Source organism: Nocardia sp. NPDC004711 (genome assembly GCF_053601595.1).
In genome coordinates this window covers 1-24421 of sequence record NZ_JBSGCB010000080.1, presented here as the reverse complement: position 1 = coordinate 24421, position 24421 = coordinate 1, and the positions used below count along the sequence as shown (strand labels likewise).

Annotated in this window: 22 protein-coding genes and 1 tRNA gene; 13 read left to right on the top strand and 10 right to left on the bottom strand. The window is 68.6% G+C overall.

Going from position 1 to position 24421, the window contains the following annotated elements:
• Nucleotides 1–217 precede the first annotated feature (217 nt).
• A complete protein-coding gene (locus ACWEKS_RS44005) occupies nucleotides 218–667 on the top strand; it encodes a hypothetical protein (RefSeq protein ID WP_452345655.1) in 450 nt (149 codons plus the stop codon).
• A 271-nt stretch (nucleotides 668–938) separates the two neighbouring features.
• Here the strand turns inward: ACWEKS_RS44005 and ACWEKS_RS44000 are convergent, their stop codons facing one another.
• The 3 genes from ACWEKS_RS44000 to ctaD form a co-directional block, all read right to left on the bottom strand.
• Entirely contained in the window at nucleotides 939–2348 is a 1410-nt protein-coding gene (locus ACWEKS_RS44000; RefSeq protein ID WP_452345654.1) for an Hsp70 family protein, read from the bottom strand.
• Nucleotides 2349–2529: 181 nt separating this feature from the next.
• Nucleotides 2530–3102, bottom strand: a complete 573-nt coding sequence (gene dcd / locus ACWEKS_RS43995) for a dCTP deaminase (RefSeq protein WP_452345653.1) — start codon at nucleotides 3100–3102, stop codon at nucleotides 2530–2532.
• Between the two features lie 128 nt (nucleotides 3103–3230).
• Nucleotides 3231–4985: an aa3-type cytochrome oxidase subunit I gene (gene ctaD / locus ACWEKS_RS43990; protein ID WP_452345652.1), complete on the bottom strand. Its 1755-nt coding sequence runs from the start codon at nucleotides 4983–4985 to the stop codon at nucleotides 3231–3233.
• A 298-nt stretch (nucleotides 4986–5283) separates the two neighbouring features.
• Here ctaD and ACWEKS_RS43985 point away from each other — a divergent pair.
• A tRNA-Gly gene (locus ACWEKS_RS43985) sits at nucleotides 5284–5357 on the top strand.
• A 71-nt stretch (nucleotides 5358–5428) separates the two neighbouring features.
• Here ACWEKS_RS43985 and ACWEKS_RS43980 read toward each other — a convergent pair.
• The 4 genes from ACWEKS_RS43980 to ACWEKS_RS43965 all read right to left on the bottom strand — a co-directional run bounded on the left by ACWEKS_RS43980 (nucleotide 5429) and on the right by ACWEKS_RS43965 (nucleotide 6893).
• On the bottom strand, nucleotides 5429–5851 hold the full coding sequence (locus ACWEKS_RS43980; protein ID WP_452345651.1) for a hypothetical protein: 423 nt from the start codon (nucleotides 5849–5851) through the stop codon (nucleotides 5429–5431).
• A 151-nt stretch (nucleotides 5852–6002) separates the two neighbouring features.
• Entirely contained in the window at nucleotides 6003–6335 is a 333-nt protein-coding gene (locus tag ACWEKS_RS43975; protein WP_452345650.1) for a hypothetical protein, read from the bottom strand.
• 50 nt (nucleotides 6336–6385) lie between these two features.
• Nucleotides 6386–6682, bottom strand: coding sequence for a hypothetical protein (locus ACWEKS_RS43970; RefSeq protein ID WP_364609652.1), 297 nt, complete (start codon nucleotides 6680–6682; stop codon nucleotides 6386–6388).
• Nucleotides 6669–6893, bottom strand: coding sequence for a hypothetical protein (locus tag ACWEKS_RS43965; RefSeq protein ID WP_040862373.1), 225 nt, complete (start codon nucleotides 6891–6893; stop codon nucleotides 6669–6671). The genes ACWEKS_RS43970 and ACWEKS_RS43965 overlap by 14 nt, the downstream gene beginning before the upstream one ends.
• A 102-nt stretch (nucleotides 6894–6995) precedes the next feature.
• Here ACWEKS_RS43965 and ACWEKS_RS43960 point away from each other — a divergent pair, with 102 nt between their 5' ends.
• From ACWEKS_RS43960 to ACWEKS_RS43945, 4 genes are all read left to right on the top strand, one after another.
• Nucleotides 6996–7775 carry an alpha/beta fold hydrolase gene (locus tag ACWEKS_RS43960; protein WP_452345649.1) on the top strand — a complete coding sequence of 260 codons (780 nt, stop codon included), beginning with the start codon at nucleotides 6996–6998 and terminating at the stop codon, nucleotides 7773–7775.
• A gap of 9 nt (nucleotides 7776–7784) precedes the next feature.
• On the top strand, nucleotides 7785–8543 hold the full coding sequence (locus ACWEKS_RS43955) for a crotonase/enoyl-CoA hydratase family protein (RefSeq protein WP_452345648.1): 759 nt from the start codon (nucleotides 7785–7787) through the stop codon (nucleotides 8541–8543).
• Nucleotides 8544–8698: 155 nt separating this feature from the next.
• On the top strand, nucleotides 8699–9805 hold the full coding sequence (locus ACWEKS_RS43950; RefSeq protein ID WP_452345647.1) for a DUF4185 domain-containing protein: 1107 nt from the start codon (nucleotides 8699–8701) through the stop codon (nucleotides 9803–9805).
• 101 nt (nucleotides 9806–9906) lie between these two features.
• Nucleotides 9907–10632 (top strand): class I SAM-dependent methyltransferase, encoded by a 726-nt coding sequence (locus ACWEKS_RS43945; protein WP_452345646.1) that lies wholly within the window; start codon nucleotides 9907–9909, stop codon nucleotides 10630–10632.
• 78 nt (nucleotides 10633–10710) lie between these two features.
• Here ACWEKS_RS43945 and ACWEKS_RS43940 read toward each other — a convergent pair whose 3' ends face one another.
• Nucleotides 10711–11316 carry an alpha/beta hydrolase family protein gene (locus ACWEKS_RS43940; protein ID WP_452345645.1) on the bottom strand — a complete coding sequence of 202 codons (606 nt, stop codon included), beginning with the start codon at nucleotides 11314–11316 and terminating at the stop codon, nucleotides 10711–10713.
• 301 nt (nucleotides 11317–11617) lie between these two features.
• Here ACWEKS_RS43940 and ACWEKS_RS43935 point away from each other — a divergent pair, with 301 nt between their 5' ends.
• From ACWEKS_RS43935 to ACWEKS_RS43910, 6 genes are all read left to right on the top strand, one after another.
• On the top strand, nucleotides 11618–13444 hold the full coding sequence (locus ACWEKS_RS43935) for an acyl-CoA dehydrogenase (protein WP_452345658.1): 1827 nt from the start codon (nucleotides 11618–11620) through the stop codon (nucleotides 13442–13444).
• Between the two features lie 627 nt (nucleotides 13445–14071).
• On the top strand, nucleotides 14072–15100 hold the full coding sequence (gene gnd, locus ACWEKS_RS43930) for a phosphogluconate dehydrogenase (NAD(+)-dependent, decarboxylating) (protein ID WP_452345644.1): 1029 nt from the start codon (nucleotides 14072–14074) through the stop codon (nucleotides 15098–15100).
• A 70-nt stretch (nucleotides 15101–15170) separates the two neighbouring features.
• Complete coding sequence (locus tag ACWEKS_RS43925; protein WP_452345643.1) at nucleotides 15171–16343, top strand: glycoside hydrolase family 3 N-terminal domain-containing protein; 1173 nt, start codon at nucleotides 15171–15173, stop codon at nucleotides 16341–16343.
• A gap of 174 nt (nucleotides 16344–16517) precedes the next feature.
• Entirely contained in the window at nucleotides 16518–17126 is a 609-nt protein-coding gene (locus tag ACWEKS_RS43920) for a TetR/AcrR family transcriptional regulator (RefSeq protein ID WP_452345642.1), read from the top strand.
• A gap of 113 nt (nucleotides 17127–17239) precedes the next feature.
• The gene (locus ACWEKS_RS43915; protein ID WP_452345641.1) at nucleotides 17240–18625 is read left to right on the top strand and encodes a DUF5685 family protein; all 1386 of its coding nucleotides are present in this window, start codon (nucleotides 17240–17242) and stop codon (nucleotides 18623–18625) included.
• 92 nt (nucleotides 18626–18717) lie between these two features.
• The gene (locus ACWEKS_RS43910) at nucleotides 18718–20262 is read left to right on the top strand and encodes an FAD-dependent monooxygenase (protein ID WP_452345640.1); all 1545 of its coding nucleotides are present in this window, start codon (nucleotides 18718–18720) and stop codon (nucleotides 20260–20262) included.
• A gap of 262 nt (nucleotides 20263–20524) precedes the next feature.
• Here ACWEKS_RS43910 and ACWEKS_RS43905 read toward each other — a convergent pair whose 3' ends face one another.
• The gene (locus ACWEKS_RS43905; protein ID WP_452345639.1) at nucleotides 20525–21394 is read right to left on the bottom strand and encodes a MaoC family dehydratase; all 870 of its coding nucleotides are present in this window, start codon (nucleotides 21392–21394) and stop codon (nucleotides 20525–20527) included.
• Nucleotides 21391–22749: a 3-oxoacyl-ACP reductase gene (locus ACWEKS_RS43900; RefSeq protein ID WP_452345638.1), complete on the bottom strand. Its 1359-nt coding sequence runs from the start codon at nucleotides 22747–22749 to the stop codon at nucleotides 21391–21393. Before ACWEKS_RS43900 ends, ACWEKS_RS43905 begins: the two co-directional genes overlap by 4 nt.
• A gap of 205 nt (nucleotides 22750–22954) precedes the next feature.
• On the opposite strand from ACWEKS_RS43900, the gene ACWEKS_RS43895 reads away from it, so the two are divergent.
• Nucleotides 22955–24277, top strand: coding sequence for an acetyl-CoA C-acetyltransferase (locus tag ACWEKS_RS43895; protein WP_364609612.1), 1323 nt, complete (start codon nucleotides 22955–22957; stop codon nucleotides 24275–24277).
• The last annotated feature ends 144 nt before the right edge of the window (nucleotides 24278–24421 follow it).

Here is a 24421-nt window from a genome sequence, read left to right as displayed (position 1 = left end):
ACCAGTGCCGGACCACGGTGCCATCCCTTCCGAACGAACTCCGAACTCCAGGGTACGAGCGGAAAGTGGCCGCGACCACATCCGAAACCTTCTCGGTACCAGGCGTTATACGCACCGGTAATAGTGGCGGCGGAAAGGCAGCGGAAGGCGGGTGTGCGGGCGTTCTCACCGTGGCTCCGGTGCGCGACCCTGGTGACCGGGGGAAGGAGGCGGGGACGTGAACGCGGACAGGCTCAGAACAGTCGAGGACTGGGTTTCGTACTACCGGCACGAGTTCGCGCTGCCGGTCATCGAACGCGGCGGATTCGTCATGCTTCCCGTCAGCGCGCAGATCGGGGTGCTGCACCTACCGGTCGCGCGAGCCGAAATGGTGCGCGGCGCACTGCAACAGCAGCGCTGCGGCGGGCCCATGCTGGCCCGGCAGATTCGCTGGAGCTTTCTGGCCGAACCGGATTCGCGGCCCGGCGACCAGATCATGATGGCGCTCAACCGGCTCGATATCGGCATTCCGGCCATCGGCAGCGCGGTCATGCTCCCCACCGGCCTCGGCCGCTGGACGCGCGAGGGCTGCCACTGGGTGACGCCACCCGCACGTGGTTCCACACTCCCACCCCTGTCGGCGATCATCACGACAGCTCTGGCGGTGGGAGCGGAAAGCGAGGACTGAACGCAGCCGGTCCTCGCACCACCGAGTCCGCCCCTCCTGGCAGTCGACGGGGCGGACTCGGCTCTTTTCGACTCTCGAAACTCTCAGGGGCTTCGCCCCCGAACCCCCGGACTGATGGGGGCTTCGCCCCCAAACCCCCAGGGAGAAGGGCACTTGGGGGCTGCGCCACCAAACCCCGCTGGCGGCTGCCAGGCTCGTTCCCGGCCCTGGTCGCGGCTGCGAACAGTTGATAGGTCTGGCCCACAACGGCTTTCGGGCTCGACGGGGAGCGTCAGCGCGCTTGCTGGGGCGGAGCGGGTGGGAAGAGCGGGGGGAGAGTGGGGACGACCACGGGTGGGAGGCCCGGGATGATCGTGATGGTGTTCGGGCCGGGCGTGGTGGTGGGGGCCTCGGTGGTGGTTGTGGTGTAGGTGTGAGGCTGAGGTGCGGCCAGGGACTCGTTGGTGGCGTCGGTGGTGGTGGGCGATGCGGCCCCGGGTTCGGTGGAGGGGCGGGTGGTGCTGGCCGGGACCGAGCTGGTGACGGCGTCCTGGCGCTGCGAATCATGGGTCAGGACTTGGGATCCCCAGCCGAGGGTGATACCGATGGCGGCCACCACGACGAGCGCGCCGACGGCGACGCCGGCCAGGCTGACCTCACGGCGGCGGCCGAATTTCTCCGCCGCACCCGGGCGAGCCGGCCAGGACTGGCTGGGCTCCGGGGGTGTGGGTACGGCGTCCTCGCGCGGGGCGGCGGGGAAGGGCGCGGGTGCGGGCCGGTGCAGGACCGGGCGGGCCAGCATGGCCGCGCCGCGGGTGACCACGGTGTCGGGGGCGGCCGGGACGATGACGGGGACACCCAGCCAGCGTCGTAAAACCTTTGCCACCAGCGGAATCTGGGCGCAGCCGCCGAGCAGGGCGACCGCCTGCACCGGCTGCTCGGAGCGCAGGATGACATCGCGCGTCATGCGGGCGGAGGATTCGACGGCCAGCATGATGAGGGCCTCGAAGTTCTCCTGCGACAGCAGCACCAGGCCCTCGGTGGAGGGCAGCGCCACGGCGCTGCTGCTGGAGAGCTGCTCCTTGGCCTCGCGGCAGAGCTTGTCGAGCGCGATGAGCCCGGTGTGGTCCGGCGGATGAGCGATTCGCCCGGAGGCGATCTGCTGTTCGCGGATCAGCGCGTCGAGATAGTCGCCGCTGATATCGCTGGTGCGTTCGTTGAAGCAGACCTGCCGGGTGCCGGTATCGACGACCGTCACCGACAACCCGGACGCGCCTAGGTCATAGAGCGCGACGGTGCCGAAACCCTGCAGCTCCCCGGAGTATTCGAGGAATTCCAGCGCCGCCACCACGTCGGGCACCAGCTCGTAATTGGTGAACTGCCGCCGCGCCAGCTCGGCCCGGATGGCCCGCGCGTGATTCTCGTCCCGGTAGGCGATGGCGGTGGCGCTGATCCGCGAATCCGCGGCGAGCACCGCCCCGACGGCGTCGGCGACCAGCTCGTCGACCCGGCGCTCGCCGACCGGCACCGCCTGCACGTCGAACGCGTCCGGCGGGCCGTCGAATCCGCTGCGGGCCCGGGCGTATCGCTGCTGTGGGGGCGCGCCGAAATTGCGTGCGGCCGATTCGGCGGAATCGCCGGTGAACGGACGTGCGACGCGAACCGCGCCCGCCCCCACCGAAACTCCCAGAACCGAACTCATCCGCTGCCCATCTCGTCGACACACACCCGTCGTCGCCACCTTACGACGTACCGGGCCATCCGTACACCCGCGGTACCCGCCCATCGGACGGCGTATTCGCGCCACGGACGACGGTCAACTGTCCAGGCAGCGGCCGAATTACGCCGCGCGCCGGGTCGAAACCGCTACCCCGTAATGCAACTCACTTGGACACGGGAAAATTCAGATAGGCCCGCGACGGCGTCGGCCCCCGCTGACCCTGATATTTCGAGCCCGCCGCGGCACTGCCGTACGGGTGCTCGGCCGGACTGGTGAGCCGGATAAGACACAGCTGCCCGATTTTCATACCGGGCCACAGGGTGATCGGCAGGTTCGCCACATTCGACAGTTCCAGCGTGATGTGCCCGCTGAATCCGGGGTCGATGAAGCCCGCGGTGGAGTGGGTGAGCAGGCCCAGCCGACCCAGGCTGGACTTGCCCTCCAGCCGGCCGGCCAGATCGTCGGGCAGCGAGCACACCTCGAGTGTGGAGCCGAGCACGAATTCACCGGGATGCAGCACGAACGGCTCCCCCTCGACAGGTTCCACCAGGGTGGTCAGCTCGTCCTGCCGCTGCGCCGGATCGATATGCGTGTAGCGGGTGTTGTTGAACACCCGGAAGAGACTGTCCAGCCGCACATCGATACTCGACGGCTGCACCAGCTTCTCGTCGAACGGCTCGACCCCGAGACGTCCATTGGCGATTTCCTTACGGATGTCGCGATCACTAAGCAGCACTGTGCCATTTTGCCCTCCGCTTCGCTCCGGGCGGATCGCGGCCCCCCAGGTCTCGTTCTTCCCGCCCTCCGCTCCTCCGCTGCGCGCAGTCGCTCCGCTCGCTCCAGAACGAGACGGGCCGCGATCTTTCAGTGCTCTACCGGCGGGTTTTCCGGCGTGAACACCTTGATGACCTGTTTCGGTTTACGCAGACCCCAGGTGGCGTGGGCCTCGGCGCGCATACGGGGGACCATGTGCGGGTAATGCAGTTCGAATGCGGGGCGCTCGGAGCGGATGCGCGGCAGTTCGTAGAAGTTGTGCCGGGGCGGCGGGCAGGTGGTGGCCCATTCCAGGGAATTGCCGTAACCCCAGGGGTCGTCGACGGTCACCACTTCGCCGTAGCGGTAGCTCTTGAAGACATTCCACACGAACGTGACCATCGAGAATCCGAGAATGAACGAGCCGATGGTGGAAATGGTGTTGAGCGTGGTGAATCCGTCGCTCGGCAGGTAATCCGCGTAGCGGCGCGGCATGCCCTGGTTACCCAGCCAGTGCTGCACCAGGAACGTGGTGTGGAAACCCAGGAACGTGGTCCAGAAATGCAGTTTCCCGAGCCGTTCGTCCAGCAGCCGCCCGGTCATCTTGGGGAACCAGAAGTAGATGCCGGCGAAAGTGGCGAACACGATGGTGCCGAACAGCACGTAATGGAAGTGCGCCACAACGAAATACGTGTCCGAGACGTGGAAGTCCAGCGGCGGCGAGGCCAGGATGACGCCCGAGAGCCCGCCGAAGAGGAATGTCACCAGGAAGCCCACCGAGAACAGCATGGGTGTCTCGAAGGTCAGCTGCCCGCGCCACATGGTGCCGACCCAGTTGAAGAACTTCACCCCGGTCGGCACCGCGATGAGGAAGGTCATGAACGAGAAGAACGGCAGCAGTACCGATCCCGTCGCGTACATGTGGTGTGCCCACACCGCGATGGACAGCGCGCCGATGGCCAGCGTCGCGTACACCAGCGTGGTGTAGCCGAACAGCGGTTTGCGGCTGAACACCGGGAAGATCTCGGTCACGATCCCGAAGAATGGCAGCGCCACGATATAGACCTCGGGATGCCCGAAGAACCAGAACAGATGCTGGTAGAGGATGACCCCGCCATTGGCCGAGTCGTAGATGTGCCCGCCCAGGTGCCGATCCACCTCCAGGCCCATGAGCGCCGCGGTGAGGATCGGAAACGCCAGCAGCACAAGCACACTCGTGACCAGGATGTTCCAGGTGAAGATGGGCATGCGCCACATGGTCATGCCGGGGCAGCGCAGGCAGATGACCGTGGTGATCATATTGACCCCGCCCAGGATGGTGCCGACGCCGGACACCGCCACGCCCATGATCCACAGGTCCGCGCCCACGCCCGGCGCGTGTTCGGCCAGGCTGAGCGGGGTGTAGGCGGTCCAGCCGAAGTCCGCCGCGCCGCCCGGCGTGATGAATCCGGCGGTCGCCATGGTGGCCCCGAACAGGTAGAGCCAGTAGCTGAGCGCGTTCAACCGCGGAAAGGCGACATCCGGCGCGCCGATCTGGAGCGGCAGCACCGCATTGGCGAATCCGAAGACGATGGGCGTCGCATAGAACAGCAGCATGATGGTGCCGTGCATGGTGAACAGCTGGTTGAACTGTTCCGGCGTCAGGAACTGCATGCCCGGCCGCGCCAGCTCCGTCCGCATCAGCAGCGCCATCAGGCCGCCGACCAGGAAGAACGCCATGGCCGTGAACAGGTACATGTTCCCGAGCATTTTGGGATCGGTGGTGGTGATGGCCTTCCACAGATACGACCCCTGGGGTCCCATCCGCCGTGGAAATGGCCGCACGGGTTCGACCTCGGGAACTTCACGAGCGGGCACCGCGGTCATACGTCCTCCTCGACCGCCGAGCAGGAGCACCGAGCGCACGCTTCAGCTAACGTTCAGCGCATCCAAACTTCCTGTGGTGGACGGGTTTTCGACCCTGCGGGCCAGTCTACGACCGCCCGTAGGCGGAACCAGCTGCTTCTGCGAAAGAGCTCCGCGATCTTCGGCGCGTCGCCCCCGACACGGGGAACCCGGGGGCCGGACACACCCGCGCTCACCCGACCGCGACCTGCGAGGAGATCCGAGAAGTTGCACCGGGCGAGAAGTGGTCTGATAGAGTCGCGTGCGCAAGCAGGACCGCGCCGGTGTGGTGTAGTGGCAACACGCTACCTTCCCAAGGTCGAATTGCGGGTTCGATTCCCGTCACCGGCTCCACGTGAAAGGCCCCCGTCCATCGGACGGGGGCCTTTCACCTGCCACAGCAGGACCTTCCGCATGTCACCGCACTACTTGACGCACTCCGTGGCGATTCGCTTGGTGGCCTTGCCCGCCTTGATCAGATCCTCGGTGCCGAGGCTGACCTTGGCCGGGTTGGTGCCGTTGGCGCTGTCGATGATCTTCTGGATGCCGCTGTCGGACAGGCCTTCCTGAAGGTAGATACCGGCCACACAGTCCGCGGTCTGCTGACCGAGTTTGCCCTTGTCCTGCAAGGCCTTCGAGATCTGCTCGGCGGTCAGCGCGCTGCCGCCCGGGCTGGTGGTCGCCCCCGCCGAGGTGGCAGGCGCGCCGGACACGCTGGTCGCGGCCGCCGAGGTGGCGGTCACCGTGGGTGCGGTCGTGGTGGCGGGGGTGGCCGATTGCTGGTCATTGCTGCACGCGGACAGCAGCGGCAGCGCCAACAGCGCCACCACGACGACGGATTTCCGCATTTGTGATCCCTCCCGGACGCCGGGCCGATCCCGGTCGATGCTGAGATTGCACACCGGCACCCCGGAGTTGACAAGCGGAGATCGAAAACCGCGGGCCGCCAAGGCCCCCGGCGATCGCGGTGACGATCGCGCTACCGCGGTGACCGCGGCGCTACTGCGCCGACTGCATGCAGGCGGTGACGATCTTGGTGGCCGCGGCCTGCGCCTTGTCCGTGTCGTCCTTGCTCATGCCGGCCGACTCCATGTCCGTCACATTGCCGGACTTGGCGTCGTTCTTGATCATGCGACGCAGTCCGTCCTGCGAAATACCCTGTTCCACGAAGACTTTCGCGGCGCAGTCGGCGAACTTGGCTTCGAGACCACCGGCCTGCAGGGATTTGGACACATCAGCCTGGGTGACATCGGCGGGCTTGTCGCCGCTGCCGCCGCACGCGGCCAGCAGGGGAAGCGCGACGAGCGCGGCGGCCAACAAGGAAATGCGCACTGGTGCCTCTACTCTCGAGGTTCGACGGGAGAACTGCCGCAGGCACCCTCTCACAGATCCATGGCGGCGCGCAGCGCTGTGTCGATTCGCTCGGCCGTTTCGCTGTCGACTTCGGCGATGCGACGCTCCAACCAGCCACGATAGATGCGGCCCAGATTGCCGGCGTGGACCCAGCCGTGGCCCGGAATGGGCACGGCCAGGATGTCCCGGGGATCCCCGGCCTCGACCTCGGCGGCGATCAGCCAGGGGCGCGGCGATTCGTTGATGCCGTCGCTCGAGATGAGGATGATGGTGCGGGTTCGGGTGGTGCCGTGCGGGTGGTAGACCCAGAGTTCACCCCTGCGCACGCAGCTCCTTTTCGGCGGCGAGCTTTTCCGCCTCGTCGGCCGCGGCGAGTTCGACCGGGTCCGGCACCGGGCCGCACCCCAGCCGCACGGCTTCGCGGCGCGCGGCGCGGGAGATCCACGCCGACGGCGACATGCCCGCGCGGGCGGCGGCGTCCTGTGCATAGGACCAGGCCGCCTCGTCCAGCGACAGTGTCACTTTCCGGGTTGCCATACCTTTTATCGTACCGCCGGAGCAGAATTTTCCCGCCTGTTGGCGACACGTCAACGACTGTAGGGTGAGATTCGCAGGGATCAGGACAGGGGAGCGTCGGGCATGACGAAGTTGAACCATTACCGGACCGGCAGCGGCGACCCCCTCGTGCTCGTGCACGGCGTCGGCAGCCGCTGGCAGGTGTGGGAGCCGATCATCGGCGCCCTGGCCGAATCCTTCGACGTGATCGCGGTGGACCTGCCCGGATTCGGCGACAGCGCACCGATCGAGCACACCACCGTCTCCACCCTCGCCGACGCCCTGGTCGAATTCCTCGCCGCCGAGGGCATCGAGAATCCCCATCTGGCAGGCAATTCCATGGGCGGCGGCATCGCGCTGGACCTGGCCGCGCGGGGCCTGGCGCGCTCGGTCACCGCCTACTCCCCCATCGCGTTCTGGGACACCGCGGGCCGCGTCTGGTGCCAGCAGGCGCTGGGCCGCGCCAAGCAGCTCTCCAGGGTGCTGCATCCGGCCGTGCCCGCGGTGCTCGGTAACGTCGTCGGCCGTTCCACTTTCCTCGGGCTGGTGTTCGGCAAGCCGTGGGCGATAGACGCCCAGGTGGCCGTGGACACCGTCGAGGGCCTGCTCGGCGCGGCGGGCTTCGATGCCGCGCTGGCCTCCTTCACCGGCTTCCGGCTCCCCGACCGCACTGCCCTCGGCGACGTCCCCATCACCATCGCCTGGGGCAACCGTGACATTCTGCTCACGTACGCCACGCAGTCCCGGCGCGCCCGCGCGGAACTGCCCGGCGCGCGGCACGTCACCCTGCACGGCAGCGGCCATACGCCCTTCTTCGACGATCCGGCCGGCTGTGCGCGCCTGCTCCTGGACCAGCTCGGATAAGGAAAGACCGTGAGCCACAACGTTTCCCTCACCTTCGACGGCGACCGGGCGTACGTGGCCCTGGACCGGCCGGACAAGCACAATGGCCTGACCATCGACATGCTGAACGAGCTGGTCCGGGTCGCCGGGATCATCGGGAAGCGCTCCGACATTCGCGCCGTCATCCTGTCCGGCAACGGACCCAGCTTCAGCTCCGGCCTGGATATCGCCAAGGCCATGGGCAACCCGCTGGACGTGGTGCGCAACTTCATCCCGCTGCCCTGGCGCGGCACCAATACCTTCCAGGAGGCCTGCTGGGCCTGGCGGCGACTGCCGCAGCCGGTGATCGCCGTGGTGCACGGGCGCTGCTACGGCGGCGGACTGCAGATCGCGCTGGCCGCCGATTTCCGGTTCGTCACACCGGATTCGGAGTTCGCGGTCATGGAGGCCAAGCACGGGCTGATCCCGGACATGACCGGCGCGGCCACCCTGTCCCGGCTCATCGGCCTCGATCAGGCGCTGCTGCTCACCATGACCGCCGACCCCGTGGACGCCGCCTACGCCGAGCGCATCGGCCTGGTCACCGAGGTCACCGCCGACCCGCGCGCGGCCGCCGAGAAACTGGCCGACCGCATCGCCGCCCGCTCCCCGCAGGCGGTGGCCGGCGCCAAGAAACTTTTCGACCGCTCCTGGCACGCGTCGGTGCGCCGGACCCTGGCCGTGGAACGCGCCACGCAGCTGCCGCTGATCCTGAAGCAGGCGCTCGACCATGGTAGGAATGGAAAGTAAGCCAATTCACGGCAAATAACCCGGTTTGCAAGCCCCGAATTTCGGGTATGGCTGTTAGCATTTTCACACTTTGCCAACGAGTCGAACGCATTGTGCGGCCCGTCACATACGGTGTGTCCGCGCATTATTCGGCGAGACCCGGAGGAAGCACCGCATTGACCAAGACCGCCCCGCTGCTGCTTTCCGCGATAGCAGGTGCCACGGCCTTGCTCCTTACCGTGACCACGCCGGCTGCAGCCAATCCGAATGCAATCAACCCGATTCCGGTGCTGAACGGCTCGAACGGTCTGCCGCAGCTGCCGGGCCGCACCAAGGCGGTCTTCCAGGTCACCGGAATGGCCAGCCCCAACAACACCCAGACCTACAACGTGCTCGGGACCGACCTGGGCATCATGTGGGACAACGGAAACGGCGAGATGCTCACCGCGTTCGGTGACACCGCCGGCCTGGGCCTGCCGAATCTGCTGGTCGGTAGCACCTGGGCGTGGCGTTCGAACATCCTGCTGCGCTCACACACCCAGGACCCTGCGAACGGTATCTACTTCGACTCGGTGGTGCGCGACATCTTCGGCCAGGCGAGGGATCTGATCCCCAGCCCGAAGATCCCGTTCATCGAGATCAGCCGCATCCCCACCGCGGGCGTCTCGGTCGGCGGCACCCAGTTCATGAGTCTGATGTCGGTGAAGAGCTGGGACGACGTGGGCCAGTGGACCACCAACTACTCCAGCCTCGCGGTGTCCGGCGACAACGGCGAGAACTGGGTGGAGCTGCCCGCCACCCGCCGCCCCGACGACGGCGGCAACACGAACTTCCAGATGAACGCCTTCGTCAAGCGCGACGGGTTCCTCTACGAGTTCGGCACCGCATCCGGCCGCAACCACCCGGCATACGTCGCCCGCGTCCCCGAAGGGGCGGTCACCGATATGGGCGCGTACGAGTACTGGGACGGCGGCAAGTGGCAGAAGGACGTCAATGCGGCGCAGCCGGTGATCGGCGGCGGCATGGCGGAGATGTCGGTGCAGTGGAACGACTACCTGGGCCAGTACGTCATGCTCACCACGGATCCGTGGAACTCGGTGGTCATGTACACCTCGCCGAGTCCCGAAGGCCCTTGGAGCGCACCGTCGGTGCTCATCGACACGCGGGAACTGCCGACGGCGTACGCGCCGTACATCTTCCCGTACCAGACCGGGCGTGACCTGTACTTCCTCACCACGGTCCACAGCCAGTACAACGTGCTGCTGATGCACACCACGCTGTAGAAACTCGATTCTCGGGGAAACCCCGATGCGACACTCGGCCGCGAACGCCTCCGCGTTCGCGGCCGAACTCGTCTCGGCGCACAGCTCATAGACTCGTCCCCATGGATGCCGCCGAATGGGACGAGCACTACGCCAATACCGAATTGGTGTGGGGCGCACCTCCGAATGCCACGGTGGTCGAACAGGTCTTCGGGCTGGAGCGGCGGGCTCCGGTCGGCGGCGGGATCGGCGAGCCGCGGACGGAGCTGCCGCGGGTGCTGGACCTGGGGTGCGGTGAGGGCCGGAACGCGCTGTGGCTGGCCACCCACGGCTGGCGGGTGGACGCCGTCGACTTCTCCCAGACCGGCATCGACAAGGGCCGGACCGTCGCCTCGCGGCTGTCGCGCTCGGTGCGCGGGCGCATCCACTGGATCCACGCCGATGTCATGCAGCTGGACGGCGCCGGCATCACCGGCCCCTACGAGCTCATCCTGCTCGCCTTCCTGCACCTGCCCGCCGCGGACCGCCGCGCCCTGCTGCTGCGCGCGACCGAGATGCTCTCCCCCGAGGGCACCCTGCTGGTGATCGGCAATGACACCCTGAACCTGGCGGAAGGCTATGGCGGCGAGCAGGATCCGGCCCGGACCTTCACCCCGGCCGACATCCTCGCCGACCTCTCCCCCGCCGAGCCCGATATCCGCATCCGCATCGCCGACCGCGTGCACCGCCCCACCGAGGACCGCGACGCCATCGACGCCCTGGTGGTGGCGACCAGGCTCGCGCCGGAACCCCGGGACGAGCCGCTCGCCCTCGAGGCCCCGCAGCCGCCGGCGCTCGACCCCTCCTGACGGCACCCCGCTAGCTGTGGACGGCAATTCCGGTGCGCTGCAGGCCGTGTCGGACAGGCGCGGGCCGCGGTGCGGCGTTCAGCTCGCGGACCAGCGCTCCAGCCACGGCGTGAGCACGGCGACGATCTCCTCGAACCCCGACCGATACGAATGTGCCTGTCCCGCAATGACATGCACCTCGGCCGCGTCGGCGGCCTCCGGGATGCCGAACGGGTCGCGGGCGCCGTTGACCACGACGACCTCGATATCGCCGGGAGCGAGCAGTTCCTCGCGCCGCGACTTCTCGGGCTTGCCGGGCGGATGCAGGGGGAACGACAGCGCGACCACGCCCCGTGCTCCGGCCGCCCGCGCGGTCCGGCACGCCACCCGCGCGCCATTGCTGCGCCCGCCCTGGACCACCGGCACCCCGCGCACCTTCTTCCGCAGTGCCGCAATGATTTCCAGCCACGCCGCGTCCTGTACGTCGGCCTTGCCCGGCGCGCGCCGCCCCGCCACCCGGTACGGCTGGGTCACCAGCGCCACCGCGCCGCCCATTTCCACCGCCGAATCCCGCAGGGCCAGTATGTCTTTCGCCTCGACGCCGCCGCCGGCGCCATGGGTGAGCACGAGCAGGAACCGCGGCTTCGCCCGCCCGCGCCGCTCGATCTCCACCTCCGCCGGTCCGGCACTCGTCTCGATGCGCATGTAGGCACCGTAATCAGGGGCACGGACCGGGCTCGCGCGGCACACCGGCGGACCGGACCGCCGCCGCCGGACCTCGATCGACCAGGCCGCGACGAGCACGGCAACCCCAGGTCCCGGCAACTCGCGTGCTTTCAGTCACATTCGGCGGTGATGACCTTGGCGCACCTCTTACCGGTCGGTAACATGGCGCATAAGTTACCCGCCAGTAGCGCTGCTTTACGGTGTCTACCCGGTGGAGACCTAACGGGCGGGAACGGCACACACCGAACCGCACCCATCTCAATGGAGAGTGAGTACGACCATGGGTCACTACAAGAGCAACGTTCGCGACCTCGAGTTCAATCTCTTCGAGTTCCTCGGCATCCAGAAGCTGCTCGACGCGGGCGCCTACGGCGACCTCGACGCCGACACCGTCAAGGAGATGCTGAACGAGGTCCGTCGTCTGGCCGAGGGCCCGCTGGCGGATTCGTTCGTCGACGGCGACCGCAACCCGCCGACCTTCGACCCGGAGACCCACACGGTCACCCTCCCCGACTCCTTCAAGAAGTCCTACCGCGCCCTCGAGGACGGCGGCTGGTCCAAGGTTCCGGTCCGCGAGGAGCTCGGTGGCCTCGGCGCCCCGTCCGTCGTCGGCTGGGCCCTGGGCGAGATGGTCCTCGGCGCCAACCCGCCGGCCCAGATGTACGCCGCCGGTGCCGGTTTCGCGCAGGTCTTCTACAACAACGGCACCGATGAGCAGAAGAAGTGGGCTCAGAAGATCGCCGACCGCAACTGGGGCGCCACCATGGTGCTGACCGAGCCCGACGCGGGCTCCGACGTCGGCGCCGGCCGCACCAAGGCGATCCAGCAGGAGGACGGCTCCTGGCACATCGAGGGCGTCAAGCGCTTCATCACCTCGGGCGACTCCGACGACCTGTTCGAGAACATCATGCACCTGGTGCTGGCCCGCCCCGAGGGCGCCGGCCCGGGCACCAAGGGCCTGTCGCTGTTCTACGTGCCGAAGTTCCACTTCGACTTCGACACCGACACCCTGGGTGAGCGCAACGGCGTGTTCGTCACCAATGTCGAGCACAAGATGGGCATCAAGGTCTCGGCCACCTGTGAGGTCACCTTCGGCGGCCACGGCGTTCCGGCCAAGGGCTGGCTGGTGGGCGAGGTCCACAACGGCATCGCACAGATGTTCGACGTCATCGAGAACGCGCGAATGATGGTGGGCACCAAGGCCATCGCCACCCTGTCGACCGGTTACCTGAACGCGCTCGAGTACGCCAAGACCCGGGTGCAGGGCGCCGACCTGACCCAGATGACCGACAAGGCCGCCCCGCGCGTCACCATCACCCACCACCCGGACGTGCGTCGTTCGCTGGCCATGCAGAAGGCGTACGCCGAGGGCCTGCGCGCCGTGTACCTGTACACCGCCGCGCACCAGAACGCCGACATCGCCGAGCTGGTCTCGGGCGCCGACAAGGACACCGCGTTCCGCGTCAACGACCTGCTGCTGCCGATCGTCAAGGGTGTCGGTTCCGAGCGGGCCTACCAGTACCTGACCGACTCGCTGCAGACCTTCGGTGGCTCCGGCTTCCTGCAGGACTACCCGATCGAGCAGTACATCCGCGACGCCAAGATCGACTCGCTGTACGAGGGCACCACCGCCATCCAGGCGCAGGACTTCTTCTTCCGCAAGATCGCCCGCGACCGCGGCGTGGCGCTGGCCCACGTGGCCGGCCAGGTGCAGAAGTTCATCGAGCGTGAGGGTGGCAACGGCCGCCTGAAGGCCGAGCGCAAGCTGCTGGCCACCGCCCTCGAGGACGTGCAGGGCATGGCCGCGACCCTGACCGGGCACCTGATGGGCGCCCAGCAGGACCCGAAGGAGCTCTACAAGGTCGGTCTGGGCTCGGTCCGCTTCCTGCTGGCCGTCGGCGACCTGATCATCGGCTGGCTGCTGCTGGCCCAGGCCGAGGTCGCCATCAACGCCCTCGACAACGGCTCCAACGAGCCGTTCTACCAGGGCAAGATCGCCACCGCGCAGTTCTTCGCCCGCAACGTGCTGCCGGAGCTGACCTCGATCCGGACCGTCCTGTCCAACCTGGACAACGACATCATGGAGCTGGACGAAGCGGCCTTCTGACACAGGGTCCCGGGGGCCGTGCCCCCGACCCCCCAGTACCAAGCGATGCGGCCCGGAATCTTCCGGGCCGCATCGCTTTCGGCGTTTCTTCGGAAGCGGCCTACCAGTACTCACCCGAGGCGGAGGCGGAGATGGTGCTGATGAAGCCGAGGATGAAGTGAGCCAGCCAGTCCATGGGGTACCCGTCTGTCGTACTGAAAAATGAATGCCTCAGAACGCTATCCACAACCGATGCCGAACGGTTGCCCCGAACTTCCCGGGCATGAACCTCACGGCTGCTCGGTCCACGCGGCATCCGATCCCCGCCGCGAATGACAGCACACTGGCGGCAATCTCGATGCGGCGGCGATTTTCAAGTTCAGAAGTCGGCGAATGCCAGGATCTCCACCGCTCACGACCATCCACCTCAGCTGTCAGAAAACTTTCTGCAACGATGATCGGGGGCAAAAATAGAGCTCCGTGCGGTTGCCGGGTCGGGGGTCTGGCAACAGCACGGAGCCATCCCTTCTATCGACACCCATTCCAGGGCGTTACACACCCGTTCCGCCCGAATGGGAAAAATTTCGCGGCCCACCGCTGGGGGACAATCGAGACGGATCGGAACCGTACGACGCGAGGAGACCACTCATGGAGCTCGGAATGATCGGACTCGGCCGGATGGGCGCGAATATCGTGCGCCGGATCGTGCGGGACGGGCATACCGCCGTCGGCTACGAACGCCACCCGGAGCACATCGAGGAACTCTCCGCCGAACTCGGCGACAGCTTCCAGGGCAGCACCGAACTCCCCAAGTTCGTGGCCATGCTCACCGCCCCGCGCGTGGTGTGGGTGATGATCCCGGCGGGCGCCACCGGCGCGGTCATCGACACGCTGGCCGGGCTGCTGGAACCCGGCGACATCATCATCGACGGCGGCAACAGCCGCTACCACGAGGACATCGCGCGGGCAAAGGCCCTGCGGCCCAAGGGCATCCACTATGTGGACATCGGCACCTCGGGCGGCGTGTTCGGGCTCGAACGCGGCTTCTGCCTGATGATCGGCGGCGAGAACGAGACCGTCGCCCACCTGGACCCGCTGCTGAAGTCGATCGCTCCCGGCGTGGACGCGGCGCCGCGCACCCCCGGGCGCACCGGTACGCCCTCCACCGCCGAACAGGGCTACCTGCACTGCGGCCCAGCGGGTGCGGGGCACTTCGTGAAGATGGTGCACAACGGGATCGAGTACGGCGCGATGGCCGCGTACGCGGAGGGCCTCAACATCCTCCACCGGGCCGATGCCGGCGAGCACCAGGACACCGAGCACTCCGCGGAGGTCACCCCGCTCGAACACCCCGAGTACTACCGCTACGACATCGACGTACCCGAGGTCACCGAGGTGTGGCGGCGCGGTTCGGTGGTCGCCTCCTGGCTGCTCGACCTCACCGCCGCCGAGCTCTACGCCGACCCGAACCTCGATTCCTTCGGCGGCCGCGTCTCCGATTCGGGCGAGGGCCGCTGGACCCTCGATGCCGCCATCGACGAGGGCGTGCCCGCCCCCGTCCTGTCCGCGGCCCTGTTCCAGCGCTTTTCCTCCCGCGGCGAGGGGCTCTACGCCGACAAGGTGCTTTCTGCCATGCGCCAGGCCTTCGGTGGTCACCATGAGCTACCGCAGGGGTGAATGCGCCATGCGTGGTGGCGCACGCGGTGTCGATAGCGGGAGATCGAAGAACTCCGGCTACGGTCGGGGCATGCGCCTTGTACCGGGAATCGTCGTCGCGGTGACCGCACTCGTGCTGTCCGGCTGTTCCAGCAGCGACAACTCGTCCACCCAATCCGCGCAGACCAGCAGCGGATCCCCGAGCAGCACCACCACCATCGCCGCACCGCCGCCGACGACTCCGGCGCAGCAGGATTGCGCGGCCGGCTACCTGTCGCAGTTCACCCTGCGACAGAAGCTGGCGCAGCTGCTCACCGTCGGCGTCACCGGCGAGGCCGATGCCGAAAACGTGGTGAAGACCGAGCAGATCGGCGGCATCTTCATCGGCAGCTGGACCGACAAGGCCATGCTGGCCCAGCACCAGGTGGACGCGGTCCAGAAGGCCTCGCGGACACCGCTCATGGTGACCATCGACGAGGAGGGCGGGCGGGTCTCGCGCGCCAAGGACCTGATCGGGGCCGCGCCCTCGTCCCGGGTGATCGCGCAGACCATGAGCCCGGACGAGTTCTACACCTTCAGCCTCGACCGCGCGCAGAAGCTGAAGGCGCTGGGCGTGACCGCGGACTTCGCGCCCGACGCCGATGTCAGCAGCCAGCCCGACGATTCGGTGATCGGCGACCGCTCCTTCTCCGACGACCCGGACGTGGTGGTGCAGTACGCGGGCGCCTTCATCCGGGCCTTCAAGGACGCCGGGGTGGGCAGCGTCATGAAGCACTTCCCGGGCCACGGTTCGGGCTCGGGCGACTCGCACACCGGCGCGGTACAGACCCCGCCGCTGGATCAGCTGCAGAACAAGGACCTGGTGCCGTTCCGGCAGCTGGTCGATTCGGGTGCGGCGGTCATGGTCGGCCACCTGGATGTGCCCGGACTCACCACCCCGAATGTGCCGGCCAGCATCAGCCCGCAGGCCATGGCACTGCTGCGGCAGGGCACCGGCTACGGCGCAGCACCCTTCGACGGCGTCATCTTCACCGACGATCTGGGCGGCATGGCGGCCATCACCAATCGCATGAGCATCGAGGACGCGGTGGAGGCCGCCCTGATCGCGGGCGCCGACAATGCGCTGTGGATCACCACGGACGCGGTGCCGAAGGTGCTCGACCGGCTCGTCGACGCGGTCAGCAGCGGCCGCCTACCGGGAGCCCAGGTGGATGCCTCGGTGCTTCGCATGGCAAAGTTCAAGGGCTCCGCGCCGCACTGCTGAGCAAACTTCCGGTTTCGAGTACCTCTCACGGATCGGCCCGCCGCGGCGCGAAAGCGCTGTTGAGCGCGGTATTGGCGAAGGACCGGCAATTCACGCTCATGGAACTTACCATGGAGTAAGATAAGGACTTCGACGCTCGTGGAGAGCGTCGACTGTCCGGTCTTAGGAGAGTGAATGGCAGGCGGAACGAAACGGCTTCCTCGCGCGGTGCGCGAGCAGCAGATGCTCGACGCCGCCGTGGAGGTCTTCTCGCGCAAGGGGTACCACGACACCTCCATGGACGCCATCGCCGCCGAGGCGAAGATCTCCAAGCCGATGCTGTACCTCTACTACGGATCCAAGGACGAGCTCTTCCGCGCCTGCATCCACCGCGAGAGCATGCGGTTCATCGAGGCGGTCGCGGTCGCGGGCAACCCCAAGCTCACCCCGCACGAGCAGCTGCGCGCGGGCCTGGAGGCCTTCTTGTCCTACGTGGACCAGAACCGGCTGTCCTGGCAGGTCCTCTACCGGCAGGCGCTGGGCCAGCAGCCCTTCGTCTCCGAGATCGCCAACAGCCGGGACCGGGTCATCGAACTGACCGCCAAGCTGCTCGAATCCAGCGCCAAATACGCCGAACCGGGCACCAATTTCGAGGTGGTGTCGGTGGCCGTGATCGGCGCGGGCGAGGCCATCGCCGACCGGGTCGCCAGCGGGCAGATCGATATGGCCGAGGCCGTGAACCTGCTCGACGATCTGGCCTGGCGCGGTCTGTCCGGCAGTAAGAAGAAGACCGAACCGGTCTGACCGGCGCCGGGCCGTCCGTCGCCCGGCCGACTTGCCGCCACGCCCCTCGCCTGCCACAGTTCGCTGCGATCGTGTTGCAGGACGGCCGCTTCGGCCGGGGATGGGGATCGTCGTTGTTCGGCTTGCTGAAGCCGTGTGCGCACAGTGCGGTGCGGCACGGTATCGACCCGTCGGCCTGGCAGACCCACCTGTGTGGTCTCTGCCTGGGTTTGCGTGACGGCCACGGCCAGCTCGCGCGCGCGGCGACCAATACCGATGCCATTGTCCTCGAAATACTCACCGAGGCACAGCAATCCGAGCCGTCCGCCCGCACCGGCGCGGGCCCCTGCCCGTTGCGCGGCATGCGCCGCGCCGAGGTGGTCGCCGCCGGCGCGCCCGGCGTGCGCCTCGCCGCGACCGCCTCACTGCTGCTGGGCGCGGCCAAGATTCGCGACCATGTCGACGACGGCGATGCCCACCGCCTGGCGCGCCGCCCGCTCACCCGCGTCTCCACCCGGTGGCACACCCGGGCCCGCGCCGCCGCCGAGCCCCTCGGTCTCGACGTCGAACCACTGATCGCCGCGATCGAATCGCAACTGCGGCTGGAGAATTCACCCGAGAGCACCCTCGCCGAGCTGACCGCGCCGACCCAGCTCTGCGCGGCGGAATTGTTCGCGCACACCGCGATTCTCGCGAACCGGCCCGAGAACGCCGGCGCCCTGCGTGAGGCGGGATGGCATTTCGGCCGTATCGCGCACCTGGCCGACGCGCTCGAAGACCTCGACGCGGACAACGCCCAGGGTCACTTCAACCCGCTGTCGGCCACCGGAACCACTCCGGAACAGGCGCACGCCCTTGTCGCCGAATCGAATTCGCTCCTGCGCGCGGCCCTCGCCCGCGTCGCCCTGGACCGCGCCGCCACGGTCCGCTGGATCCTGCTCGACCCGCTGGGAGGCGTGGTCCGCAAGCTGGGCCGGGCCGCGGGCATCGTGCACACCTGCACCACCCACACCTGTCGCACCCACTCCGCGACGGCACCGCGCGGTGGGCAGCCCTGGCAGCCGGGTCCCGGACCGGACTATCCCGGGCCCGGCGGGCCGCCGTATCCCGGCTCGGAGCCGCAGTTTCAGCCGCCGTGGCAGCCGGGCGCGCCGTTCACGCCGCAGCCGGGGCTGGTGCCGCCCGGGCCGGGAGGACCGCCGATGCAGCGGCCGAACCTGCTCGAGGGGCTGGGGATCATCGGCACCCAGTACTGCACCGGCTACGCGTGTTTCAAGTGGCACACCCGCCCGTGCAGCGGGCATCGCAAGGCGCCGTGGATCGATCGCTGCGACTGCGACTGCTGCGACTGCTGCGGCAACTGCAACTGCGGCGGCGGCCATCACCACGCCGCGGGCGGCGGTGACGGCTGCTGCGACGGCCACGGCTGCTGCGACTGCAATTGCGGCGGGTGTGATTGCGATTGCTGCGACGGCGACTGCTGCGACTGTGACTGCTGCGGATGCGATTGCAGCTGCTGAACGTCGCGAGCCGAGACCGGCACGGCCGCCCCTCTCGCGTCGTGTGATCGCCGTGCAAGGGGCGTGCAAGCGGTCGTGCCCAGGCTGGAGGCATGACAACGGCACATGTTCCGGTCCTGGTGGCCGGCGGCGGTCTGGTCGGATTGTCCGCCGCACTGTTCCTCGAATACCACGGCGTCCCTTACGTTCTGGTGGAGCGGCGGGCGACCGCCTCGCCGCTGCCGCGTTCGCGGGGGCTGCACACCCGCACCGGTGAGATGTACCGGCAGGCCGGGGTCGAGGCGCAGATCCTGGCGGCGGCGGCGAGCGCGTTGCGGGCGGGGAAGTTCGGCGGCGCGTGGACCGGCGAGTCGGTGCGGACCGCGGAGTCGCTGGATCTGTCGGGGCTGGGCGCGGCCATGGCGGCCGCGGACCCGAGTCCGTCGCAGTTCGTGTTCCTGCCGCAGGTGGAGCTCGAACCGGTGCTCGCGCAGGCCGCCCGGGAGCGCGGCGGCGACCTCCGATTCGGCACGGAGCTGGTGGAATTCGAGCAGGACGGGACGGGTGTCAGCGCGCTGCTGCGGGACGCCTCGGGCGCGCGGTCGCCACTGCGGGCCGATTACCTGATCGCGGCGGACGGTGCGGGGAGTCCGATCCGCCGGGCGCTGGGCATCACCGGCCGGGAGCTGCCGCCGACCCACCACTATCTGAATGTGTTCGCCCGCACCGACCTCACCGGCCTGCTCGACGGCCGCGCCTTCAGCCAGTGCGAGATCACCGGACCGGCGGTGCGCGGACTCGTGTTGTCCAAGAACAACACCGATGAATGGTCCTTCCACATCGAATACGACCCGGCCACCGAATCGCCCGCCGACTGGCCGGATGCGCGCTGTGTCGCGGCCATTCGCGCCATGGTCGGCGCACCCGATCTCGAGGTGCGGATCCTGGCCCGCAGTGCTTGGGACACCGGCACTTTCGTGGCCGGCGAATACCGCCGCGATCGAATCTTCCTGGTCGGCGATGCGGCGCACCGCCATGCGCCCTGGGGCGGCTACGGCGGCAACACCGGCGTCGCCGACGCGCACAATCTGGTCTGGAAACTGGCGGCCACCCTGCACGGGAACGCCGGTCCGGCGCTGCTGGATTCCTATGCGGCCGAGCGCCGCCCGCGCGCCGAGGTGGCGGTCGAGCAGTCGCGTCTGGGCACCGACTTCCGGACCCGCTACGGCATCGAAACCCCCGGCAATGCCGACGATCTGGCCCGCCGGCTGGATACGGCGACGGTGATGACCCGCTACCGCTATACCTCGACGGCCGTCCTCACCGCGCCCGGCGCCGCCCCCCATGTCGCGACCCTCCAGGGCCGGACGGGAACCCGCCTCCCGCACTGGTGCGTCGACGCCGGCTGGTGGACCCCCTCCACCCTGGACCTGTGCGGCCCGGGCTTCACCCTGCTGGTCGCGGGTCCGGCCGGGGCCTGGCGCACGGCCGCCGCACAGGCGCGGCGCCACCGGTATCGACCTGGCCGTGCACGCCCTGCCCGCGGCCGACTGCGCGACGCATGCCGGGCTGGCCGCCGGCCAGGCCCTGCTGGTCCGGCCGGATCACCACATCGCGGCCGGTCCCGATTCCGGGCTGACGCCGGACTGGCTCGGTGACGTGCTGACGCTGCTGGTGGACGGCAGCAGTGCGCCGATGCACTCGCCCATCGCCTGACCCGCTCCGGAAATACAAGAGCCGCACACTGTTTCGGGCCGGATGTAGAAACCCCTGCGTGGCGACATCCGAATTCGAAACAGTATGCGGCTCTTCACCCCCGTCGGGCGGACCGCCGGATGGCGGCCGCGCCCGAATCTTCGGGTGTCAGGCTCGACACTTCCTCGCACTGCGGGTTTTCGACCCTACCCGCGCGGCGAGGTTTCAGCGCAGCGTAGCGGTGAGGTGCGGGTAGCCCTTCTTCGGGTTCTTCAAGGACAGGTCCCACCCACCGGACACCTGGTCCGCGTACAGGTTCACCGTGGACGGCAGGAAGATCGGCTTGCCGAACTTCACCGCGTAGGTGACCTGGTCGGGGATCCGGCCCTCGAGCGCGCCGAGCACGGTGGCGGCCGACCACATGCCGTGCGCGATCGGCTTCGGGAACCCGAAGGCCTTGGCGCCCAGTGCCGAGGTGTGGATCGGGTTGTGGTCGCCCGAGGCGCACGCGTAGCGGTTGATCATCTTCTGATCGACGCGCAGCGCGCGCAGCGGCGGGGGCGGCACCTCGTCCGGCTTGGGCTCGGGCTTGGGCCCGCCCGACAGCGAGGTGCGCTGCTGGTGCAGGAAGGTGGTGACCTGACGCCACACCGGCTCCCGGCCCACACTGACCTCGGTGACGGCGTCCACCAGCAGGCCCTTGGGGTACTCGCGCAGGTTCTCGATGTGGGTCTCGAAGTCCAGCGGCTCGGACACCGAGATCTCACGGGTGCGCTCGATGACGTTCTCCGCGTGCACCGCGCCCACGGCCACGAACGGGAAGTCGCGGGCGACGACCAGCTGCATGGCCAGCGGGAAGCTGAGCACGAACGGATAGGTCAGCGGCAGTGCGTCGCCGAAGCGCAGGCCGGTGGCCCGGCAATAGGCGGCGAGGTGGTCCGGGTCGATCTTGAAGCCCGCGAGCCGGACCCTGCGGTCCGGCAGGGTGGGCTTGCGGGCCGACAGACCCGGCACCGGCAGCGCGCCCAGGGCGGCCTTGACGAACAAGCCGCTGTTCTTGGGCACCTCGGCGAGGTTGATGGTCTGCGTCATCATGCTCCGATCAGGGCCTGGCCGCAGACGCGAACGATATTGCCGGACACCGCATTCGACGCCGGGGAGGCGAAGTACGCGATGGTCTCGGCGACGTCCACGGTCTGACCGCCCTGCAGCAGCGAGGACAGCAGGCGCCCGCCCTCGCGGGTGGCCAGCGGGATGGCGGCGGTCATGGCGGTCTCGATGAAACCGGGGGCCACCGCGTTGATGGTGATGCCCTGCTCGGCCAGCTTCGGGGCCTCGGCGTTCACCATGCCGATGACACCGGCCTTGGAGGCGCCGTAGTTGGTCTGGCCGCGGTTGCCGGCGATGCCCGCGATGGAGGACACGTCGATGACCCGGCCACCCGTGCGGAGCGCGCCCGCGGCCACCAGGCCCTCGGTAATGCGGTGCGGCGCGGCCAGGTTCACGTTGATGACCGAGTTCCAGCGGCCCTCGTCCATATTGGCGAGCAGCTTGTCGCGGGTGATGCCGGCGTTGTGGACGACGATGTCGATGCCGCCGAAGCGCTCGGTGGCGAAGGCGGCCAGCTTCTCGGCCGCGTCGGCGGCGGTGACGTCGAGGGCGAGCGCGGTGGCGCCGACCTTGTTGGCGGTCTCCGACAGCGCCTCGCCGGCGGCCGGGATGTCGGCCACGATCACGGTCGCGCCGTCCCGGGCGAAGACCTCGGCGATGGTGGCGCCGATGCCGCGGGCGGCACCGGTGACCACGGCGACCTTGCCCTCCAGGGGCTTGTCCCAGGAGGCCGGGGCGGTCGAGTCGTCCTTGCCGACCCGGAAGACCTGGCCGTCGACGAACGCCGACTTGCCGGACAGCACGAAGCGCAGGGTGGACTCCAGACCCGTTGCGGCCGTGGCGGCCTCGGGGTGCAGGTAGACCAGGTTGCTGGTGGCGCCGCGCAGCAGCTCCTTGCCGACCGAGCGGGTGAAGCCCTCCAGCGCGCGCTGCGCGATCTGGGCGTCGACCGACTCGGTGAGCTCGGGGGTGGTGCCGATGACCAGCACCCGGCCGGAGGCGGCGATGCTGCGCATGGCGGGCTGGAAGAACTCGAACAGCTGCTGCAGCTCCTCGATGGTGCGGATGCCGGTGGCGTCGAAGACCAGCGCGCCGAACTTCACGCCCGGGGTGACCGCGTCCACGAAGGTGTAGTCGCTCAGCAGGTTCCGCACGGCGTCGGCGACGCGGCCCTTGCCGCCCAGCAGCACCGGGCCCGGGAGCGCGGCCTCGCCGGCCTGGTAGCGGCGCAGCGTCTCCGGCTGCGGCAGGCCCAGTTTCGAGGCCAGGAACGCGCCCGGCGCGGAGTGAACGAACGATCCGTACAGGTTGGGAGCGCCCTTGCTCTTGCTGGCAGCCACGTTTCCTACCTTCTCTTGTGTGGGTGAGTGGTCCTCGCCCGCTCGGGCCTTGCGCACCGGCCTCGGGAGCGGTGTTGCGCACATGTGCGGGGTACGGTGTCGACAATGAACTTACTCCAGAGTAAGTTTAATGTAAACCGAGTGGCGCGCATCCACCGGAATGGCGCGCGCCGGAAATCCCACCGACGAGACACTGGAGACTCGAGTGACCACCAAAGCCCGTTCGGCGAAGGCCGCGGCCAAGACCACCAAGCAGGCCCGCCCGGTTGCCATCCTCGGCGGTAACCGCATCCCGTTCGCTCGTTCCGACGGCAAGTACGCCCACGCGTCCAACCAGGACATGTTCACCGCGGCCCTGAACGGCCTGGTCGCGCGCTTCGGCCTGCAGGGCGAGCGCCTGGGCCTGGTCGTCGGCGGCGCGGTCCTCAAGCGCGTCGGCGAGCACGGCATGATCCGCGAGAGCGTGCTCGGCTCCACCCTGTCGCCGTACACCGCGGCCCACGACCTGCAGCTGGCCTGCGGCACCGGCCTGCAGTCGATTGTCACCGTGGCCGACGGCATCGCCCTCGGCCGCATCGAGAACGGCGTCGGCGGCGGCACCGACACCACCTCCGACGCGCCGATCGGCGTGAGCGAGGGCATGCGCGAGTGGATGCTCGACGCCAACCGCGCCAAGAAGAACTCCGACTACGTGAAGCTCGTCGGCCGGCTGCGCCCCTCGATGGTCGGCATCGAGATCCCGCGCAATGCCGAGCCGCGCACCGGGCTGTCCATGGGTGAGCACGCCGCCATCACCGCCAAGGAATTCGGCATCTCCCGCGAGGCGCAGGACGAGCTGGCGTACCTGTCGCACAAGAACATGGCCGCCGCCTACGACCGCGGCTTCATGGACGACCTCGTCACCCCGTTCCTGGGCCTGACCCGCGACGACAACCTGCGCCCGGGCTCCACCATCGAGAAGCTGGCCACCCTGAAGCCGGTCTTCGGCACCAAGCTGGGCGACGCCACCATGACCGCCGGCAACTCCACCCCGCTCACCGACGGCGCGTCCGCGGTGCTGCTGGGCTCCGAGGAGTGGGCGGCCTCGCGCAACCTGTCGCCGCTGGCCTACCTGGTGGACTCCGAGGTCGCCGCGGTGGACTACATCCACGGCCCCGACGGCCTGCTGATGGCTCCCACCTACGCGGTGCCGCGCATGCTGGCCCGCAACGGCCTGACCCTGCAGGACTTCGACTACTACGAGATCCACGAGGCCTTCGCCTCCGTGGTGCTCGCCACCCTGCAGGCGTGGGAGTCGGACCAGTACTGCAAGGAGCGCCTGGGCCTGGACGGCGCGCTCGGCAAGATCGACCGCGCCAAGCTGAACGTGAACGGCTCCTCGCTCGCCGCGGGTCACCCGTTCGCCGCCACCGGCGGCCGCATCATCGCCCAGACCGCCAAGCAGCTGGCCGAGAAGGGTGGCGGCCGCGCGCTGGTCTCCATCTGCGCCGCGGGCGGCCAGGGCGTCGTCGCCATCGTCGAGCGGTAGTTCGCCAGGGGACACGCCCTGAAAACCCTTGGGGGTTGGGGGCATTGGCCCCCAACCCCCGTTTCTGCGTTCGAGGGCGGTGCCCGGGCGGGCCCCCCCCGCGCCCGGTGGGGAGTTCACAACTATTTAATGCAGTGACCAAAA

What these genes read in the sequence shown, in the direction of transcription:
- ACWEKS_RS44000 (WP_452345654.1), bottom strand. Translation starts at nt 2,348, where the DNA reads ATGAGTTCGGTTCTGGGAGTTTCGGTGGGGGCGGGCGCGGTTCGCGTC.
- ctaD (WP_452345652.1), bottom strand. Translation starts at nt 4,985, where the DNA reads ATGACCGCGGTGCCCGCTCGTGAAGTTCCCGAGGTCGAACCCGTGCGG.
- ACWEKS_RS43980 (WP_452345651.1), bottom strand. Translation starts at nt 5,851, where the DNA reads ATGCGGAAATCCGTCGTCGTGGTGGCGCTGTTGGCGCTGCCGCTGCTG.
- ACWEKS_RS43965 (WP_040862373.1), bottom strand. Translation starts at nt 6,893, where the DNA reads ATGGCAACCCGGAAAGTGACACTGTCGCTGGACGAGGCGGCCTGGTCC.
- ACWEKS_RS43960 (WP_452345649.1), top strand. Translation starts at nt 6,996, where the DNA reads ATGACGAAGTTGAACCATTACCGGACCGGCAGCGGCGACCCCCTCGTG.
- ACWEKS_RS43945 (WP_452345646.1), top strand. Translation starts at nt 9,907, where the DNA reads ATGGATGCCGCCGAATGGGACGAGCACTACGCCAATACCGAATTGGTG.
- ACWEKS_RS43940 (WP_452345645.1), bottom strand. Translation starts at nt 11,316, where the DNA reads ATGCGCATCGAGACGAGTGCCGGACCGGCGGAGGTGGAGATCGAGCGG.
- ACWEKS_RS43935 (WP_452345658.1), top strand. Translation starts at nt 11,618, where the DNA reads ATGGGTCACTACAAGAGCAACGTTCGCGACCTCGAGTTCAATCTCTTC.
- gnd (WP_452345644.1), top strand. Translation starts at nt 14,072, where the DNA reads ATGGAGCTCGGAATGATCGGACTCGGCCGGATGGGCGCGAATATCGTG.
- ACWEKS_RS43925 (WP_452345643.1), top strand. Translation starts at nt 15,171, where the DNA reads ATGCGCCTTGTACCGGGAATCGTCGTCGCGGTGACCGCACTCGTGCTG.
- ACWEKS_RS43920 (WP_452345642.1), top strand. Translation starts at nt 16,518, where the DNA reads ATGGCAGGCGGAACGAAACGGCTTCCTCGCGCGGTGCGCGAGCAGCAG.
- ACWEKS_RS43910 (WP_452345640.1), top strand. Translation starts at nt 18,718, where the DNA reads ATGACAACGGCACATGTTCCGGTCCTGGTGGCCGGCGGCGGTCTGGTC.
- ACWEKS_RS43905 (WP_452345639.1), bottom strand. Translation starts at nt 21,394, where the DNA reads ATGATGACGCAGACCATCAACCTCGCCGAGGTGCCCAAGAACAGCGGC.